This is a genomic window from Nonomuraea ferruginea (assembly GCF_039540635.1).
Classification (GTDB): Bacteria; Actinomycetota; Actinomycetes; order Streptosporangiales; family Streptosporangiaceae; genus Nonomuraea; species Nonomuraea ferruginea.
This window is the reverse complement of sequence record NZ_BAABFD010000017.1, coordinates 129,252-145,784: the sequence shown is the minus strand read 5'-3', so window position 1 is coordinate 145,784 and position 16,533 is coordinate 129,252. Positions and strand designations below refer to the sequence as shown.

Here is a 16,533-nt window from a genome sequence, read left to right as displayed (position 1 = left end):
CGCTCTGATCGCCAATGGTGATCTCCACGACTCCTGGCGTTTTCACCTCGCCCGGCAACACGAACGGGTCCACCGGAGCGGCTACCAGGACGGATACTCCCTCACGGCTTGATCGATCAGTCACTGCGGAAGAGCTACACCCGTCCGGTTTGGTCGGCAGTGGGAGGATGGGGGGCATGTATGTCCGTGAGGCCGGTGACGCACACGCTCCTCCTATTCTGTTACTGCACGGTGGCGGCGTCGCGGGATGGATGTGGCGACCGACGCTGGAGCGGCTCGGAGCGAAAGCCCGAGTGATCGTTCCCGATCTGCCCGGTCACGGACGCAGTGCGGAGGAAGCGTATCGGTCACACGAGATGACCGCCCAGGCCGTGGCCAGGGTCCTGGAAGAGCGCGCACCGGGCGGCGCGATGGTCGCGGGGTTCTCGTTGGGTGCGCAGCTCACGATCCTCCTCGCCGCTACCCGGCCTGATCTCGTCACCAGTGCCGTCGTCGTGAGCGCGCAGGCGAAGCCTCTTCCGTTCCCGCAGGCGACCCTGGGGCTCCTCGGCGCGACCGCACCGCTCGCACGGCAACGGTGGTTCGCGAAGCTCCAGGCGAAGCAACTGTTCATCCCGGACGAACTCCTGACCGACTACCTTCGCGACAGCGCTCGCACAAGCCGTGAGACTCTTCTCGCGAGCGTCGGCGAGAACATCCGTTTCACCCTTCCCACCGGCTGGGCCGACTTCAAGAACCCGGCGCTGGTGATGGTGGGCGAGCACGAGCGGAAGCTCATGCACGACTCCGCACGGAACATCCACGACTCCCTTCCGGGCAGCCAAATGACCTTCGTGCCGGAATGCGGCCATGGCATACCCCTGCAGCGCCCGGACCTGTTCGCTGAGATTCTGGCCGACAGAATGTGAGTGTCCTGTTCTTGGGCTTCCGCGCCATCACGCTGCCTCCCGGGACCAACACGCCCAAGCTGAATCGGGCGACGTAAGCGGCAATGCACCCTGGCCCACGGCTATCAGGGCCGCCTCCTGCCAAGCCGCCAGGGCCGCCGCAACCGTGCCGGGCCACCTGCGGGTGATTCCGAGGGTGATCACCGCGGCCACTCCGCACGCGGGCGGGATGTCGATCCGCGCCCTGGCCGCTCGACGCGTCAGCAAGAGCAGGACATGAGGAATGCCGAGTCCTCAGAACGCGTGGGAGGGGCAACGTGCTCGCGTACAACGGCGTACCGGTGGACGGCCAGGACCAATCAGAACTCGCCGACGGCCGAGGGGACAAGGAGTTCGCGGAGCCGGCATCCGCGTTGCGCTTGGCGCGCTGTGTGGCCGTCGTCGTCGGCGTGGGATTCGCGCTCGGTGGTCTCGCCGGCCTTCTCGCGAACGAGCCGCCCGGCGTTCTGCTCGCGGCCGGGATCGGCGCCCAGGCAACGATGTTCGCGCTGTATCTGTACAGTTGCGTGCTGCCGGCGCGTGGGCGACGGCCGCGAGGCTGGCGCTGGTCGCTGCTTGCTCAGACCGCGCTTACGGGCGTCGGCCTGATCTGGGAGGCCGGCTCCTGGTGCGGCACTTCCGGCTTCCTGGCGGCCGCGGTCCTGCTGCTGGTCAGGCCGGTCCGCCTCGGTTGGGCGGGGTTCGCCGGCGTGCTGGCGGTGCAGGGATGGTCCTGGTGGACGGTCGATGCCTCTCCGGGCGAGGTGGCGAATCTGGTTTTCGGACATACCGCGTTCGTCGCCATCGCGCTGTACGGCAGCGTCCGGGTGGCCGATCTGGTTGCCGACAGGTACGACGCCCGTGCTGAGCTGGCTGCCGCCGAGGTGACGCGGGAGCGCCGGGCCTTCGCCGACGAGCTCAACGGCCGGGTGGGGAACAGCTTGCGTACGGTGATCGCCGCGGGCGAGGCCATGCTGGCCTCGACCGGCACCGAGCAAGCCCGCGGCCAGCTGGAGCGGGCACTGGATACGGCTCGGTCCACGCTCGATGAGACCAGGGCGATGTCACACGCCCGTCGCGACTCGCATGCCCGGGTCCGGCCGCCGGCCGATGACATGAGCCCGGCGTACGTGCACTTCCTCGGCGGTGTCACCGTTTGCCTGATGATCGTCCCGGAGTCGGCGCGTTTCGCGGTCGAGGCGGGGCTTTCCGCCGCCGGAGGATGGGCGTTCGGCCTGCTGCTGGTGTCCTTCACCGCGCTCTATCTGTGGCACTGTCTGATGGACGGGACTGGAGGGCGGCCTCCGCACTGGCCTTGGACGCTGCTGATCCAGGCGGTCATCGCGTTCGTTCCCGTTGCGTTCTACGGTCTGCAGGCGTGGCACGTCGTTGCCTTCTTGCCGGGGCTCACCCTGATATTGCTGCGTGGATGGCTGCGCTGGGCGGCCACGGGGCTCCTGCTTGTGCAGAACGCCGTGTATCTCTTGTGGGGTGGCGGCCTGGGCGAGGCCGACGTGTTCGACCAGCTCTCGCGGGTGGTGTGGGGTGGCGAGCGCGCTCTGGTCGTCTACGGCCTGGCGCGGATGGCGCGGATGACCTGCGAGTTGCGTGGTGTGAGAGAGGCGCTCGCGCGCACGGAAGTGGCTCGCGAGCGCCTGCGTTTCGCTCGTGACCTCCATGATCTGTTCGGCTACAGCCTGTCGGTCGTCGTGCTCAAGGCCGGCCTGGCAGGACGACTGCTGACGGTGGACAGGGAGCGTGCCGAACGTGAGATGGCCGAAGGCGTCGCCGCCGCACGCGAGGCCCTGGACGACATCCGGACCGTTGCACACGGTTACCGGCAGGAGTCTCTCGCGGAAGCCTTCGAGTCGGCCCGGTCCCTGTTGCTGGCAGGCGGTTTCGACGTGCGTGCCCACTACACCCATGTGCCGATGTCCGCTCATTTCCAGACAGAGCTGGCAGCGTTGTTGCGCGAGGGCGTCACGAACATCCTGCGGCACAGCAGCGGTGACAGGTGCGAAGTCCGTATCGAGCGCGATGGGAATCACGTCCGATTGGCGCTGTCGAACAATGGTGCGGGGGCGGGTGCCGGGAGCCAGGGCCTCGGCATGGAAAGTTTCGCCGCTCGCGTGCGCGTCCTGCACGGGTCGTCGGACCGGCGCGTCGTCGGTGACGTTCATGTCCTCACCACGGAGATCCCGCTCGACGACGGGTCAGAGCCAGCCCTCGTCCGTGGCGATGCGGATGGCGTCGATGCGGTTCCTGGCACTCAGCTTGACGACCGCGGAGGTGAGATAGTTGCGGACGGTGCCCAGGCTGAGAGACAGAGCGGCGGCGATCTCCTGAGGCTCCGCACCGGTGGCGGCCATCCGCAGCACGTCGGTTTCTCGCTCGGCGAGAGGGCTGGTCATCGTCTCCAACGCCCTCATCGCGAGTGAAGAGTCGACCACACGATCACCGGCGGCGACTTTGCGAATGGCCTTCACCAGATCCTCCGGCGGCGAGTGCTTCAGGAGGAAGCCGGCCACCTGCGCGGTCAGGGCGCGACGCAGATAGCCCGGCCGCGCCATGCCGGTGAGCATCAGGACCCGGCAGGAGGGCAGCAGCTCATGCACCTGGGCGGCGGCGGTCAAGCCGTCGATGCCGGGCAACTCGATGTCGAGAAGGGCCACGTCGGCGCGTAGGCGCGCGGCGGTCCCGGCCACGTCGTCCCCCCGCTCGACGGTGGCGACGACATCGAAATCGTCCTCAAGGCCGAGGACGGCGGCAAGGGTGTCACGCAGAATTCGGACGTCTTCCGCAATGATGATTCTTATCATATCCGTCCCCGACGAAAGAGGCTGGGTGACTTCAGTATTGACACGTTGATTTTAGCGCCTCGCTGCCAGGCGAATTGCATCACCTTTTGATTGACTCACAGGCGCCTCCGTGACGTATTCATCAAGGGCTGGTGATCAGCGCACTTACCTCCTTACCTGCTGCCGGGGGAAGCTCACATCGGTACACCTGAAATCACTGAAAGGATCGATGATGTTGCTGGCGAAAAAGAACATCGTCATCTACGGCGGCAGCGGGCCGATCGGCAACGCATTCGCTCTGACCTTCGCCCGGGAGGGCGCGCGGGTGTTCCTGGTGGGACGGACCCGGAAGCCGCTTGAGCGTACGGCGGCCGAAGTGGAGGCCGCGGGCGGCAGCGCTCACGTAGCCGTGCTGGACGCGCTGGACGAGCGATCGGTGAACGAGCACGTACAGGAGGTGCGAACGCTGGCCGGTTCGGTCGATGTGTCGGTGAACCTGGTCTCGCGTGGCGATGTGCAGGGCATTCCGCTGATCGACATGGCGACCGACGACTTCGTCCGGCCCATCACCGCAGGTCTGACGGCGGCGTTCGTCACCGCCCGGGCCGCCGCGCGGGTGATGGCCGACCAGGGCGATGGCGTGATTCTGACACTGAACAGCGGCTCGGCTCACGGCAGCCCGATGATGGGGGCCAGCGGCCCGGCCGACGCCGCCACCGACACCTTCATCCGCAATCTCGCCGCCGAGGTGGGCCCGCGCGGGGTGCGAGTGCTGGGCCTGTGGACGGCGGGCCTGCCCGAGAGCTTCGCCCCGCGATTCCTGGAGCACAATCCCACGCGGCGGGCCTCCGGCATGTCAGCCGAGGACATCGACCGGGTGATCAGTGGGCTGAGCATGCTGGGCCGCGCTCCACGGCTGGCGGATGTCGCCGAGACGGCCGCCTTTCTGGTCTCCGACCGGGCCGGCGCGATCACCGGCGCCTTCGTCAACGCCACCAGCGGCATCTTCCCCAGCTGACCCTTCCAGCCAGGCACTCGAGCAGAGATGAGAACGATGAACCACGGACACGACGAGACCGTCGCCTTCGAAACCGTCGCCCCGCAGCCCGTCATCAGCGTGCGTCGCACGGTCCCGGTCGCCGAGCTGCCCCGGACCCAGGCAGAAATCCTGGCGGCGCTGTGGGCTCACCTCGGCGAGCACGGCGTGCGCCCGGCCGGGCCGCCGTACGTGCGCTATCACGCCTTCGGCGACGTCGAGACCGACGTCGAGGTCGGTGTTCCGGTGCAGGGTGTGGCCGCGAGCCGAGGAGAAGTCGCCATGGGCGAGCTTCCCGGCGGGCCGGCCGTCACCACCTGGCATCTCGGCGCGCACGACCGGCTGGGCGGCGCCTACGACCGGCTGCAGGCGTGGACGCGGACCGCACCGTACAAGCCGGAGGGCGGCGCGTGGGAGATCTACACCTGGATCGACCTCGCTCACCGCCCTGATCCCGCGGCGTGGCCGGCCCCGTCCACATGGCGCACTCAGCTCGTCCAACCCCTCAACAGCGCATGACAGACATGATCGCCAGGTCCACGGCGGGCCGCCGGGAATGGCTCGCGCTGGCCGTCCTGTGTCTGCCCACGATGTTGACCATGCTGGACATCAGCGTGCTGTTCCTGGCCGTGCCTCAGATCACCGTGGATCTGGGTGCCGGCGCGACCGAGCAGTTGTGGATCACCGACATCTACGGTTTCCTCATCGCGGGCTTCCTCATCACCATGGGCAGCGTGGGGGACCGGATCGGCCGTCGCCGGCTGCTGCTGCTCGGGGCGACCGCGTTCGGCGCGCTGTCGGCACTCGCGGCGTACGCCCCCTCGACGGAGGTGCTCATCGCCGCGCGCGCTCTCCTGGGGGTCGCCGGCGCCACGATCATGCCCTCGACCCTCGCGCTCATCATCGGCATGTTCCGCGACCCGCGACAACTGGGCGTCGCCATCTCGGTGTGGGCGTCGGCCCTGACGGCGGGGGTGGCCCTGGGACCCCTCGTAGGAGGAGCGCTGCTGCAGGCATTCTGGTGGGGTGCGGCCTTCCTCGTCGCGGTGCCGGTGATGCTGCTGCTGGTCGTCACGGGTCCCCGGCTGCTGCCGGAGAGCCGGGACCCGGGCGCGCCCGGCGTGGACCCAGTGAGTGTGGTGCTGTCCCTGGTGGCGGTTCTGCCGCTGGTCTACGGGCTCAAGGAGCTGGCTCAATCCGGCTGGTCGCCCGGTCCGGTCGCGCTCACGCTGGCAGGGGCCCTCGCGGGTGTCGTGTTCGTGGTGCGCCAGGGCCGGCTGGCGCACCCGATGCTGGACCTCGGGCTCTTCCGGATCGTGGAGGTGAGAGGCGCGCTGCTGATCTCCCTGCTGGTCGGCGCCTTGCAGAGCGGGAGCGGCTTCTTCGTGGCCCAGTATCTGCTGTCGGTGGAAGGACTGAGTCCGCTGGCGGCCGGCCTGTGGATGCTGGTGCCGACCTTCGGCCTCGTCATCGGAATCTTCGTCAGCCAGGGGATCGCGCAGCGGGTACGTCCCGCCCACGTGGTGGCGGCCGGAGCGGCGATCGCCTCCGCAGGCATGGTCGTCCTGACGCAAGTGACACCCGGCGGCGGGCCGGCGATCCTGTTGCTGGGATTCACCGTGGTCTACGTCGGCGTCAGCCCGGTCGGTCCGCTGGCCGGACGTCTCGTGGTCCCTGCCGCGCCGCCGGAGAGGGCCGGCTCCGCCTCGGCCATGCAGTCCATGAGCGGGGAACTCGGCGTGGCCCTCGGCATCGCCGTCCTGGGCAGCCTCGGGGCAGCGATCTACACATCGGCGGTCGAGGTTCCCCCGGCGCTGGCGAACACGGCGCCGGGCAGAGCGGCCGCCGAGACCATGGCCGAGGCGGTGGCCGTGGCACAGCGACAGCCGACCGGCATCGGCGACGCACTGATCAGCTCGGCACGCGACGCGTTCGCCTCCGGCCTCAACGTCACAGCGGCGGTGTGTGCGCTGGCATTCGCCGGCATCGCGGTGCTGGCGTTGACGACCCTGCGGCGCATCCCACCCTTCGGACCGCCTGCCGCCCAGTAGAGGGTAGGAAGAACGACATGACAGCCCTCCCCACCAGTGACGTCTTCACCGAGCGATTGACGGCCCTGCCAGTGCCGGAAGGGCGCCGTGTTCGTATCTCAGAGCAGGGCGCCGTGCTCGGTGTCCGTATGCGCGACGTCTTCGCTCTCGCCAGAGAGTTCATCGACATGCCTCCGGACGAGATCGCCAATCTCCTCGAACGCGACGTGCACGAGGTCAGGGTCGGCGCGTGCAGCATCATGGACAAGCAGGCCCGCCGCAAGCGCACGCCCCAGTCGCGTCGCGCGCAGCTGTACGACCTCTATATGGGCCGCCACGATCGCATCAACACCTGGGACCTGGTGGACCTGGCCGCGCCCCATGTCGTCGGAGGCTATCTGTACGACAAGTCGCGTGCCCCTTTGTATACGCTGGCCCGTTCCCCGCAGTGGTGGGAGCGGCGCACCGCCATTGTCGCCACCTTCTACTTCATCCGGCACGACGATCTCGGCGACACCTTCGGCATCGCCGAGATCCTGGCCGATGATCCTGTTGAACTGGTGCAGAAGGCCTACGGCGGATGGATCCGCGAGGCCGGCAAGCGGGAGCCTGCGCGCCTGCTCGCCTTCCTTGACCGGCACGCCGCAACGATGCCCCGCACCGCCCTGCGTTACGCCGTCGAACACCTCGGCAGCGACCTCAGAGCGCATTACATGGGAGCGGCGAAACGATCTGCCGGGTCTCAATAGGCTTCGTGCTCAGTGCGCATCAGAGGCATTCCGGCGAGTCACGCCAGGGCCTCGATGCGCACTGCCATACTTCTACCCCGACGCCCACTCGCCGGCCCGGCACAGGAACACGGCGAGCCCACTCGACGGCCTCCGCTCTGTCCTTTGCTTGGATCAGCCAGAATCCGGCGATCCATTCAGTGTCGAGCGATGGCCGGGCAGTCACGACGGCCTCGCCACCGTGACGCGCGATCTGCGCCACCAGGCTCTCTGGACGCAGCCTCCCGGCGGTCAGAAGCACTCCGGCCCTGATCAGGGTCTCGTCATAGACCCGCAGTCTGGCGGCGAACTCGCGGCCGGGTGGAAAGCCCGCCTCGGTGTCTGCCCCGGCCCGGCGAATGATCATGAATCTCATCGATCTTCTCTCAGCTCGGCAGGCCGTTTTCTTTCATGTCGAAGTTCGTCGGGGCGTCTAGCTCCTGCCTCAGATTGCCGCTTCATCCGAGGGTTGTGTAGTGCGCTCTTCATCGGACACCAGTGAGATATTCATGTTCAGCCGGTTACTCATAGCGATGATTCCGTCACCTTATGCAGAAGGGGAGGGAACCGTTGCGACAGGAGTTGCCCGGCGTGAGGCCGGGGACGATCGGGGCATGGCGAGCACATTTCAGCGGGGCAAGGTGCAACTCGTTTTCGGTGCGATGGACGTCGACGGTGACGGCGTGCTGCGCGAGAGCGATTTCGATGCCCTAGCGGGGCGTTGGGCGTCCATCCGCGCGGCCGGTGATGAGGAGCACCTCATGGCGATCATGCATGGCTGGTGGGGAACGCTCGCCGAGCGCTCCCGCGACCCCGAGTCGGTCACGCTCGACGACGTCCTCACCGTGGTGGATCTGCTCGGCCGGACGCCGGACGCCGTGGACGCCACCGCCGAGGCCATGTTCGAGGCCATCGACGAGGACGGCGACGACCGGATCTCGCCGGCCGAGTACCAACGCATGATCGAGGCGTGGAACGGCAGCCCCACCGACACCACCGACGTGTTCGTCCGACTCGACGCCGATGGTGACGGCACCGTCTCCCGTACGGAGTTCATCCGCCACTGGAGAGAGTTCTGGGTGGGCGACGACCCTGCGGCGCCCGGAAGCCACGTCTTCGGGATACCTCCCGCGGCCTGATTCCTAGGAACAGGTCTCGAGCGATCGTCAGACGTTGGTGCGTGACCACTGCTGGTTGGTGCCGGTGTTGCACGGATACTGCTTGAGGATCACGCCGTCCGCGGTCGACGCGGCCGGTACGTCCACGCATTTGCCGCTGTGTCGTGCCCGGAGCTGGAAGTAGCTGCCGTTGGCGACCATCTGGAACTGCTGGTTGGTGCCGGTGCCACAGGTGTACTGGATGAGTTCGGCGCCGTCGGCGGTCGACGCGCTCACCACGTCGAGGCACTTCCCGCTGTGGCGGCTGACGACGCGCCAGTAGCCGCTGCCGGCGTCCTGGAACTGCCACTGCTGCCAGGCGTTGCCGCCGTACGTGTACTGGCCGACGCGCGCGCCGTTGTCGGTGTTCGGCTGCTGGACGTCCATGGCCTTGCCGCTGTGGCGCACGTCGATCCGGTAGTACGTCGGCGGGGGAGTGGGGCCGACGGCGTCGCCCCAGGCGTACCGGATCCGGTCGGCGCCGGAGGGGTTGCGGACGGTCAGGCCGAGATCGGTGCCGCTGCCGGTCAGGCCGTACATCGAGTAGTGGTCGTAGCCGCTGGTTCCGGTCGGTTTGCCGCCGAGGGCGGGCCAGTAGGTGCCGCCCATCTGGTTGTCCCGCATGACCTGGGCCATGGCGCGGATGTGGCGCACGAAGTTGTCGGTGCTGTTCGCGTCGCCGTAGTCGAGGCCGGTGGCCATCGGCGCGCCGAACTCGGTCGCGACCGCGCGGGAGGCGCAGTTGCCCAGACGCGTCTGGATGTGGCTGCGGAAGGCGTCGTAGGTCATCGCGCTGTAGAAGAAGGCGTAGTGGTGGAAGGACAGCAGCGTCGCGTTGAAGCGGCTGTCGTTGCAGACGTCCCGCAGGTCCTGGCTGTAGCCGGTGCCGCCGATGAGCACCCGGCCGGGCACCGCCGAGGTGTGATAGCCGAGCCAGTTCGCCGCGACGTCGCGCCACTCCGCCGAGGTGTAGCCGTGCGGCTCGTTCATCGGCTCGAAGTAGACGTTGCCGTTCGAGCCGTACGTGTTGGTCACGCTGGACCACATCGTGTTCCACGCGGCGAGGTCGGTGATTCTGCCGCCGGAGGCGGCGCCGTCCTCCCAGTACGCGAGGATGACCTTGAATCCACGGGCAGTGGCGGCGTCGATGGCGCCGCGGTAGGCGTTCCACCAGGTCGTGTTGGCCACGGTGTGGGTGTTGATGGGCAGCCGGACGGTGTTGACGCCCATGGTGGAGGCCATGTCGTCGTAGAGGGCGTTGGCTTTCGCCCGTACTGTCGCGTTGCTGTCGGACTGGCTCAGGCCGTGCAGGACGAGCGTGCCGGTGCTGAAGTTGTCACCCAGCACGGCCCAGTTCATGCCCCTGAACTGGCTGGTGGCGGCAGCGGCCGGCGACGCGGGGATGACGAGGCTCGCCGCCGCGGTGAGCGCCGTCACCACGAGGGCGATCAGCGACCGGCGTGACGACCGGGTGTTTCCCGAGGATAAGCAGCTGATCAGTCTCATGGCATGCCCAATCACTGGATCTGAATTCCTGGGTCAGACCTGGGTGCGGCTCCACTGCTGGTTGGTGCCGCTGCCGCAGGCGTACTGCTGGATGTCGGCGCCGTCGCCGGTGCCGGAGCCGACGACGTCGAGGCACTTGCCGCTGTGCCGTGCGACGATCCGGAAGTAGCTCCCGGTGGCCTGCCACTGCCATTGCTGGTTGGTGCCGCCGCCGCAGGTGTACTGGATGACGTTGGCCCCGTCGGCGGTCGAAGCGCCGGCCACGTCCAGGCACTTGCCGCTGTTCTGGTTGACGACGCGGAAGTAGCCGCCGCCGGCGTCCTGGAACTCCCATTTCTGGTTGCCGCCGCCGTTCCAGGTCCACTGTTTGATCTCGGCGTTGTTCGCGGTGGAGGCCGACACGACGTCCACCACCTTGCCGCTGTTGCGGTTGGTCACGCGGTGGACCGGCGCGGGGGCGGGCACGTCGGCCACCGGCAGGATCGTGCCGTGGCGGCAACCGGGGCAGGTGATCTGGCTCAGGCCCGACCAGGAGTTCAGGTTCGAGCTGGTGGCCGTCCAGATGCCGCCGTTGGTGTACTTGTCGATCCAGATGCGCCAGGAGCCGTCGCTCATCCGCAACACGGCCGGTCCCTCGTAGCCCGAGCTCCACAACTGGCCCTGGTTGCTCCACCCGCTGGTGAGGCTCGTGCTGGTCCAGTGCTCGATGTACTTGGAAGTCTCGTTCTTGGTGAAGGCGTGATAGGTGCTACCCGACTTCACCACGTACGTGTCGATGTAGTTGTAGCCGAGACCACCCATCTGCGCCGGTCCGCTCCAGGAGGTGAGCGACGCGTTCTGGGCGGTGAAGATGTACGGACGGAAACAGTTGGAGCACGTCGTCTGGGCGATGCTCACGATGATCCGGACGGTGCCGCCCTCGACGTAGAACTCGGGCGCCCAGGTGAAGCGCGTGTTGGCGACGCCGGAGCTGACGCTGGTCACGTGGGTCCAGTTGACCAGGTCGGGGCTGGAGGCGATGTTGAAGTGGGTGGAGTTCGTGGTCCATGACTCGACGGTGTGGGCGATGTAGTAGAGCCCGTTGTGCTGGATGATGCTGGGGTCGCGCAGCACGCCGGACGGGCCGCGGTAGTTCGTGTCGGCCAGCACGCCGAAGTTCGTGCCGTTGGCCGACGAGTAGACCCAGAGCTCCTGGTCGGCGGCGGCGTCTCCCTTGAACGTGGTGTAGACGTAGCCGGGCGCGGCCTGTGCGGGTGAGGCGACCGACGCCCCGGCGGCGGCGGCGGTGAGCACCACGAGGCAGAGCCGGGCCAACCAGCGTCTGACCTTCAGTCGTCTGTTCACGGGTGAATTCCCTCGCCATGAATTGTTAGCGCTAACATCATGCTGATCCATTCACGAAGGCGTCGAATGGTGGTCGGTGCGCCAAGCGTGCGCGGGAGTGCGGTCGTTACGTCGGCGTTACATCAGTGTGTTCGCTCATGTCGAGCCGGTCAATACCCCGTTCATTCGTGGACGGTTGACCGCAGGCGGAATCGTCTCGTGGCGAGGTATTGACAACCGGGCTGTCAGCCTTTTCCATGTGGGAAAACACGCCGTAAACATGCATGTGACCCTCGGGCCGGTGGTGATGTTAACGCAAACATTGTGCCCCCGTGGAACACCCGGTCGCCACGCCAACCGCCGGAACAGAGGGAAGTGATCAGCATGAACCGACTCGTGAGCTTACGCCGCTCGCTCGCGGCCATCCTCCTGCTCGCCGGTGCCGTCGTCGGCCATGCCGCGACCGCGGCCCCGGCCGGCGCGGCTCCGGTGACCATCACCAACGGCACCCAGTTCCTGGACACCAGCGGCAACGCGCTGCACGCCCATGGCGGCGGCGTGCTGCGGGAAGGCGGCTACTACTACTGGTTCGGGGAGAACCGCAATCCCGACAACACCTTCCGGGCGGTCTCGGTCTACAGGTCCACGGACCTGCGGAACTGGGAGTTCCGCAACGACGTCCTCACCCAGTCGTCGCACCCCGAGCTCAACGTCGCGAACATCGAGCGGCCGAAGGTCATCTACAACAGCTCCACCGGCAGATTCGTCATGTGGATGCACAAGGAGAACGGCACCGACTACAGCGAGGCCCGCGCCGCCGTCGCCTCCTCCGCCACCGTGGACGGCGCGTACACCTACCACGGCAGCTTCCGTCCGCTCGGGCACATGTCGAGGGACATCACGCTCTTCAACGACAACGGCACCGCCTACATGATCTCGGCCGCGGACGAGAACTACGACCTGCACATCTACCGGCTCACGACGGACTATCTGAACGTCAGCACGCTGGTGGGCAATTTCTGGAACGACGCCCACCGGGAAGCCCCGGCCATGTTCAAACGAGGAAGCGTCTATTTCCTGCTGACCTCAGGGGCGACCGGGTGGAGTCCGAACCAGGCGCGATACGCGACCGCGTCGAGCATCTCCGGTCCATGGACCGGGTGGACCAACGTCGGCGACGGCACGACGTTCAGCTCCCAGCCGACGTACGTGCTGCCGATCCAGGGCTCGTCGACCACCAGCTACCTGTACATGGGGGATCGCTGGGCGGGGGCCTGGGGCGGGCCGGTGAACGATTCCCAGTACGTCTGGCTGCCGATCACGTTCCCGTCCGCCACCAGCATGAGCCTGACCTGGTATCCCCAGATCACCATCGACGCCGCCACCGGCGTCGTCTCCGGCGGCGGCACCTCCCCGTACTACCGGATCACCGGGCGCGGCAGCGGAAAGGTGATGGACGTCGTCAGCTCGTCGACGGCGAACAACGCCGAGGTGAAGCAGTATCCGTGGAACGGCGGCGGGAACCAGAAATGGCAGTTCCAGGACATCGGCGGCGGCTACCACCGGCTGGTCAACCAGAACAGCGGCAAGTGCCTGGACGTGGCCGGCGCTTCGACCGCCGACGGGGCCAACGTCATCCAGTACACCTGTGGCGGCGGCTCCAACCAGCAATGGCAGTGGCAGGCCACCGGGAGCTACTTCCGGATCGTCGCACGGCACAGCGGCAAGTGCCTGGACGTCGTCAACGCGTCCACGGCCGACGGCGCCGACATCCAGCAGTACACCTGCGGCAGCGGCACCAACCAGCAGTGGTCCCGTACCCAATCCTGATCCTCGGCCGTAGCGACATGACCAGGAAGCCATGCCATGAGAAGACTCGCACTCGCCGCGGCGCGCCTGCTCGCGGTGTGTTCACTGGTGGCGGCGACGTTGGTCGCCGGACCCGCCGCGCCTGCCCAGGCGTCGAACCCGATCGTGAACCGGTTCGCCGCCGATGCGTCGATGCACGTCTACAACAACCGCGTGTACGTCTACACCACGGACGACGAGAGCAACAGCGGCACGTACTGGGACTCGAACGCCTGGCGGGTGTACTCGTCGGCCGACCTGGTGAACTGGACCGACCACGGCGCGCCGTTCTCGGTCGGCGGGTTCGGGTGGGCGACGCGGTACGCGTGGGCGCCCTCGGCGACCCAGCGCAACGGGTACTACTACCTGTACCTGCCGACCGACCGGACCAGGATCGGCGTGGCCAGGAGCACGTCGCCCACCGGCGGGTTCAGCGACCCCCGCGGCACCCCGCTGATCGAGAAGGGGCGGGACGCCAACACCGGTGAGGAGCCCATCGACCCGGCGGTGTTCGTGGACGACAACGGGCAGGCGTACCTGTACTTCGGCGGCGCCCGCGCGCCGAAGGTGGTCCGCCTGAATTCGGACATGATCTCCACCACGGGCGCGATCCAGAACGTGACGATCAGCGGCGGCAGCGGCTTCGCCGAGGCCGGCTTCATGCACAAGAGGAACGGCGTCTACTACTACTCGTACTCCACGGGCTGGCCGGGTCAGATCGCCTACGCCACGGCGAGCAGCCCGCTGGGCCCGTTCACCTACCGGGGCGTCATCCTCGAAGGCGTCAACGTCAACACCAACCACCATTCGATGGCCGAGTACAACGGCCAGTGGTACATCGCCTACCACCGCAACGCCCGCGCCGGCGGTGGCAACTACAAGCGGTCGATCGCGCTCGAGTATCTGTCCTACAACGCCGACGGCACGATCCGCCGGGTGACGCAGACGAGCGCCGGGGTCGGCACCCCGACCATCGCCGCGAATCGGCTGCAGTCGTACAACTTCCCGGACCGGTACGTACGGCATGCCGACTACGACGTACGGATCGACCCGAACGTGAGCCCGGCGGCGGACGCGCAGTGGCGGATGGTGCCGGGGCTGGCCGACACGGGCGGCGCGTACGTGTCGTTCGAGGCGGCGAACCTGCCCGGCTACTACCTGCGGCACTACAACTACGACCTCGTGCTGGCGCGGAACGACGGCAGCGCGACGTTCCGGGCCGACGCGACGTTCCGGCGGGTGGCCGGGCTGGCCGACTCGTCGGCGGCGTCGTTCCAGTCGTACAACTTCCCGGACCGCTACCTGCGGCACGCCGACTACCTGCTCAGGATCGACCCGGTCAGCACCACGACCGCTCGGGCCGACGCCACCTTCCGCGTCACCGGCTGAGACCAGAGGGCCGGAGTCCCGCCGGGGAGTCCGGCCCTCGGTCAGCGCCGGTGGGGATCCGTCGAGGATCTGTCAGGCGCCTTGCGGCAGGGCCTTCTCGACGGCGGCCGTCTCCATGGCCGACGGGCCTTCGCCCGGGCGCCGGGGAGACGTCGGCGGCTCGCGGAGGACGATCGGCATCCCCGCGGCGTGCCATGCCTGGAAGCCGCCGATCACGTCGGTGCTGCGGTGGAGGCCGAGGTCCTGGAGCGAGCGGGCGGCGAGGCTGGAGGAGTATCCCTCGTCGCACAGGATGATCCACTGGATGCGGGCGTGTTCGGCCTCGGGGATGCGGGCCTCGCACCGGGGGTCCAGCCGCCACTCCAGCTGGTTGCGCTCGATGACGATGGCGCCCGGGACCTCTCCCGCGCAGCGCTGGAAAGCGGGCCGGGTGTCGACGATGAAGCTGTCGGTCCGGCCCGCCGCCGACCATGCCTGGGGTGGGCTCAGGCGGCGCAGCCCCGTGCGGGCCTGAGCCAGCACCTCGTCGATGTCTATCGAAGCTCCCTGGTCGGCGCGGGCGGACGGGAGTCGGACCCGCCACCTTGACGATCAACAAGGTTACCCGCGCGGGGCCTCAGAACGCGCGCGCGCCGCTCGTGGCGGCCGGTCCGTACGCGCCGCCGCTGTCCGCGACCGGCATGCGGCGTATCGCGATCATGGCGGCGTCGTCGCCGAGACGTCCGCCGGTATAGGTGAGGAGGTCGTCGCACACCCGTTTCAACAGCCCTTCCGGGGCTTCCTGCGTCCAGGCGCCGATCCGGTCGGCCAGCGGGTAGAAGACCCCGGCGGCGTCGCGCGCCTCGGTGACGCCGTCGGTGTAGAGCAGCAGGAGATCGCCCTCGTCGAACCGGAACGAGCAGACGGCGTACCCGTGGTCACACAGGTCCCCCAGACCAAGCGGTGGCGCCGGGTTCTCGCACTGCAGCGGCGTGACCTCCCCGGCGTGCACCAGCAGCGGCGGCGGGTGGCCGCAGTTCACCAGGGTGAGCACCGGTTCGTCGTCTGGTATGTCGAGGGCGACCGCGGTCACGAAGGTCTCCTCGCTTGCCGGCCATTCCCCGGCGAAATCGTACGGATTGAACCCGGCGCTGTCCTCAAGGTCGGCGACGAGCTCCGGCAGGGACAGGCCCCGGCGGGCGGCTTCGCGGAAGGCACTGACGAGAGCGGCGGCGTCGGAGATGGCGGTGAGGCCCTTGCCCCGGGCGTCGCCGATGATCAGGCGGGTGGCGTTCACGGTGCGTACGGCACCGTACAGATCCCCGCCGACCCGGGCCTCCGCCGCGGCGGCCAGGTAGACGGAGGCCAGCCGGAGCGTGCCCAGCGACTCCGGCAGTGGCCGCAGCAGAGCCCGCTGCGCGGCTTCGGCCACCGAGCGCACCTGCACCAGGACCCGCCGCTCGCGGTCCCGGATGAGGCAGAAGACCACCACGAACGCCGATACCGCGATCATGGCGATGAGCTCCGACTGCATGTTCTCGGTGCCCAGGCGGTTGTGATGGACGCCGATCATGATCTCGCCCGTGATCGCGAGAAGCCCGATCACCCCCGTGAACCACGCTCCCGCGAAGGAGGCCGTGATCGCCGGGGCCGCCACCAGCAGAGCTCCGAAGTGGATGTCGCTGGGGGACAGCAGGTCCGCGACCGTGATGACCACGATCATGGCCAGCGGAATCACCGCCAGCGCGTGATTCCGTTGCAGTGAGAGACGCCC

General features: G+C 68.0%; 14 protein-coding genes and 1 pseudogene. 9 read left to right on the top strand and 6 right to left on the bottom strand.

Features of this window, described 5'->3' with window-relative positions:
• The first annotated feature begins 176 nt into the window (after positions 1–176).
• Entirely contained in the window at positions 177–908 is a 732-nt protein-coding gene (locus tag ABD999_RS29855) for an alpha/beta fold hydrolase (protein ID WP_271277083.1), read from the top strand.
• Between the two features lie 518 nt (positions 909–1,426).
• Positions 1,427–2,764: pseudogene (locus ABD999_RS29850) on the top strand (histidine kinase); the annotation flags it as partial.
• A 375-nt stretch (positions 2,765–3,139) separates the two neighbouring features.
• Here the strand turns inward: ABD999_RS29850 and ABD999_RS29845 are convergent.
• Positions 3,140–3,745: a response regulator transcription factor gene (locus ABD999_RS29845; protein WP_148035272.1), complete on the bottom strand. Its 606-nt coding sequence runs from the start codon at positions 3,743–3,745 to the stop codon at positions 3,140–3,142.
• Between the two features lie 208 nt (positions 3,746–3,953).
• Here ABD999_RS29845 and ABD999_RS29840 point away from each other — a divergent pair, with 208 nt between their 5' ends.
• The 4 genes from ABD999_RS29840 to ABD999_RS29825 are packed head-to-tail and all read left to right on the top strand — an operon-like array spanning position 3,954 to position 7,539.
• On the top strand, positions 3,954–4,742 hold the full coding sequence (locus tag ABD999_RS29840; protein ID WP_271277084.1) for an SDR family NAD(P)-dependent oxidoreductase: 789 nt from the start codon (positions 3,954–3,956) through the stop codon (positions 4,740–4,742).
• Positions 4,743–4,778: 36 nt separating this feature from the next.
• Positions 4,779–5,279: a GyrI-like domain-containing protein gene (locus ABD999_RS29835; RefSeq protein ID WP_148035271.1), complete on the top strand. Its 501-nt coding sequence runs from the start codon at positions 4,779–4,781 to the stop codon at positions 5,277–5,279.
• A complete protein-coding gene (locus tag ABD999_RS29830) occupies positions 5,276–6,811 on the top strand; it encodes an MFS transporter (protein ID WP_271277085.1) in 1,536 nt (511 codons plus the stop codon). The genes ABD999_RS29835 and ABD999_RS29830 overlap by 4 nt, the downstream gene beginning before the upstream one ends.
• A 17-nt stretch (positions 6,812–6,828) precedes the next feature.
• Complete coding sequence (locus ABD999_RS29825; protein ID WP_271277086.1) at positions 6,829–7,539, top strand: DNA alkylation repair protein; 711 nt, start codon at positions 6,829–6,831, stop codon at positions 7,537–7,539.
• A 19-nt stretch (positions 7,540–7,558) separates the two neighbouring features.
• Here the strand turns inward: ABD999_RS29825 and ABD999_RS29820 are convergent, their stop codons facing one another.
• A complete protein-coding gene (locus ABD999_RS29820; RefSeq protein ID WP_148035268.1) occupies positions 7,559–7,933 on the bottom strand; it encodes a YciI family protein in 375 nt (124 codons plus the stop codon).
• A 385-nt stretch (positions 7,934–8,318) separates the two neighbouring features.
• On the opposite strand from ABD999_RS29820, the gene ABD999_RS29815 reads away from it, so the two are divergent.
• On the top strand, positions 8,319–8,696 hold the full coding sequence (locus tag ABD999_RS29815) for an EF-hand domain-containing protein (protein WP_271277087.1): 378 nt from the start codon (positions 8,319–8,321) through the stop codon (positions 8,694–8,696).
• Positions 8,697–8,723: 27 nt separating this feature from the next.
• Here the strand turns inward: ABD999_RS29815 and ABD999_RS29810 are convergent, their stop codons facing one another.
• Both ABD999_RS29810 and ABD999_RS29805 read right to left on the bottom strand, forming a co-directional pair.
• A complete protein-coding gene (locus ABD999_RS29810; RefSeq protein WP_271277088.1) occupies positions 8,724–10,220 on the bottom strand; it encodes an RICIN domain-containing protein in 1,497 nt (498 codons plus the stop codon).
• Positions 10,221–10,253: 33 nt separating this feature from the next.
• Positions 10,254–11,564 carry an RICIN domain-containing protein gene (locus ABD999_RS29805; RefSeq protein ID WP_271277089.1) on the bottom strand — a complete coding sequence of 437 codons (1,311 nt, stop codon included), beginning with the start codon at positions 11,562–11,564 and terminating at the stop codon, positions 10,254–10,256.
• A 363-nt stretch (positions 11,565–11,927) separates the two neighbouring features.
• On the opposite strand from ABD999_RS29805, the gene ABD999_RS29800 reads away from it, so the two are divergent.
• Both ABD999_RS29800 and ABD999_RS29795 read left to right on the top strand, forming a co-directional pair.
• On the top strand, positions 11,928–13,373 hold the full coding sequence (locus ABD999_RS29800) for an RICIN domain-containing protein (protein WP_271277090.1): 1,446 nt from the start codon (positions 11,928–11,930) through the stop codon (positions 13,371–13,373).
• A 36-nt stretch (positions 13,374–13,409) separates the two neighbouring features.
• Positions 13,410–14,780, top strand: a complete 1,371-nt coding sequence (locus tag ABD999_RS29795) for an AbfB domain-containing protein (RefSeq protein ID WP_271277091.1) — start codon at positions 13,410–13,412, stop codon at positions 14,778–14,780.
• Between the two features lie 72 nt (positions 14,781–14,852).
• Here the strand turns inward: ABD999_RS29795 and ABD999_RS29790 are convergent, their stop codons facing one another.
• Positions 14,853–15,302 carry a rhodanese-like domain-containing protein gene (locus tag ABD999_RS29790; RefSeq protein WP_271277092.1) on the bottom strand — a complete coding sequence of 150 codons (450 nt, stop codon included), beginning with the start codon at positions 15,300–15,302 and terminating at the stop codon, positions 14,853–14,855.
• A gap of 94 nt (positions 15,303–15,396) precedes the next feature.
• Positions 15,397–16,497 (bottom strand): PP2C family protein-serine/threonine phosphatase, encoded by a 1,101-nt coding sequence (locus ABD999_RS29785; protein WP_345482996.1) that lies wholly within the window; start codon positions 16,495–16,497, stop codon positions 15,397–15,399.
• Positions 16,498–16,533: the final 36 nt, after the last annotated feature.

What these genes read in the sequence shown, in the direction of transcription:
- ABD999_RS29820 (WP_148035268.1), bottom strand. Translation starts at nt 7,933, where the DNA reads ATGAGATTCATGATCATTCGCCGGGCCGGGGCAGACACCGAGGCGGGC.
- ABD999_RS29810 (WP_271277088.1), bottom strand. Translation starts at nt 10,220, where the DNA reads ATGAGACTGATCAGCTGCTTATCCTCGGGAAACACCCGGTCGTCACGC.
- ABD999_RS29825 (WP_271277086.1), top strand. Translation starts at nt 6,829, where the DNA reads ATGACAGCCCTCCCCACCAGTGACGTCTTCACCGAGCGATTGACGGCC.
- ABD999_RS29855 (WP_271277083.1), top strand. Translation starts at nt 177, where the DNA reads ATGTATGTCCGTGAGGCCGGTGACGCACACGCTCCTCCTATTCTGTTA.
- ABD999_RS29815 (WP_271277087.1), top strand. Translation starts at nt 8,319, where the DNA reads ATGGCGATCATGCATGGCTGGTGGGGAACGCTCGCCGAGCGCTCCCGC.
- ABD999_RS29835 (WP_148035271.1), top strand. Translation starts at nt 4,779, where the DNA reads ATGAACCACGGACACGACGAGACCGTCGCCTTCGAAACCGTCGCCCCG.
- ABD999_RS29845 (WP_148035272.1), bottom strand. Translation starts at nt 3,745, where the DNA reads ATGATAAGAATCATCATTGCGGAAGACGTCCGAATTCTGCGTGACACC.
- ABD999_RS29800 (WP_271277090.1), top strand. Translation starts at nt 11,928, where the DNA reads ATGAACCGACTCGTGAGCTTACGCCGCTCGCTCGCGGCCATCCTCCTG.
- ABD999_RS29830 (WP_271277085.1), top strand. Translation starts at nt 5,276, where the DNA reads ATGACAGACATGATCGCCAGGTCCACGGCGGGCCGCCGGGAATGGCTC.
- ABD999_RS29795 (WP_271277091.1), top strand. Translation starts at nt 13,410, where the DNA reads ATGAGAAGACTCGCACTCGCCGCGGCGCGCCTGCTCGCGGTGTGTTCA.
- ABD999_RS29840 (WP_271277084.1), top strand. Translation starts at nt 3,954, where the DNA reads ATGATGTTGCTGGCGAAAAAGAACATCGTCATCTACGGCGGCAGCGGG.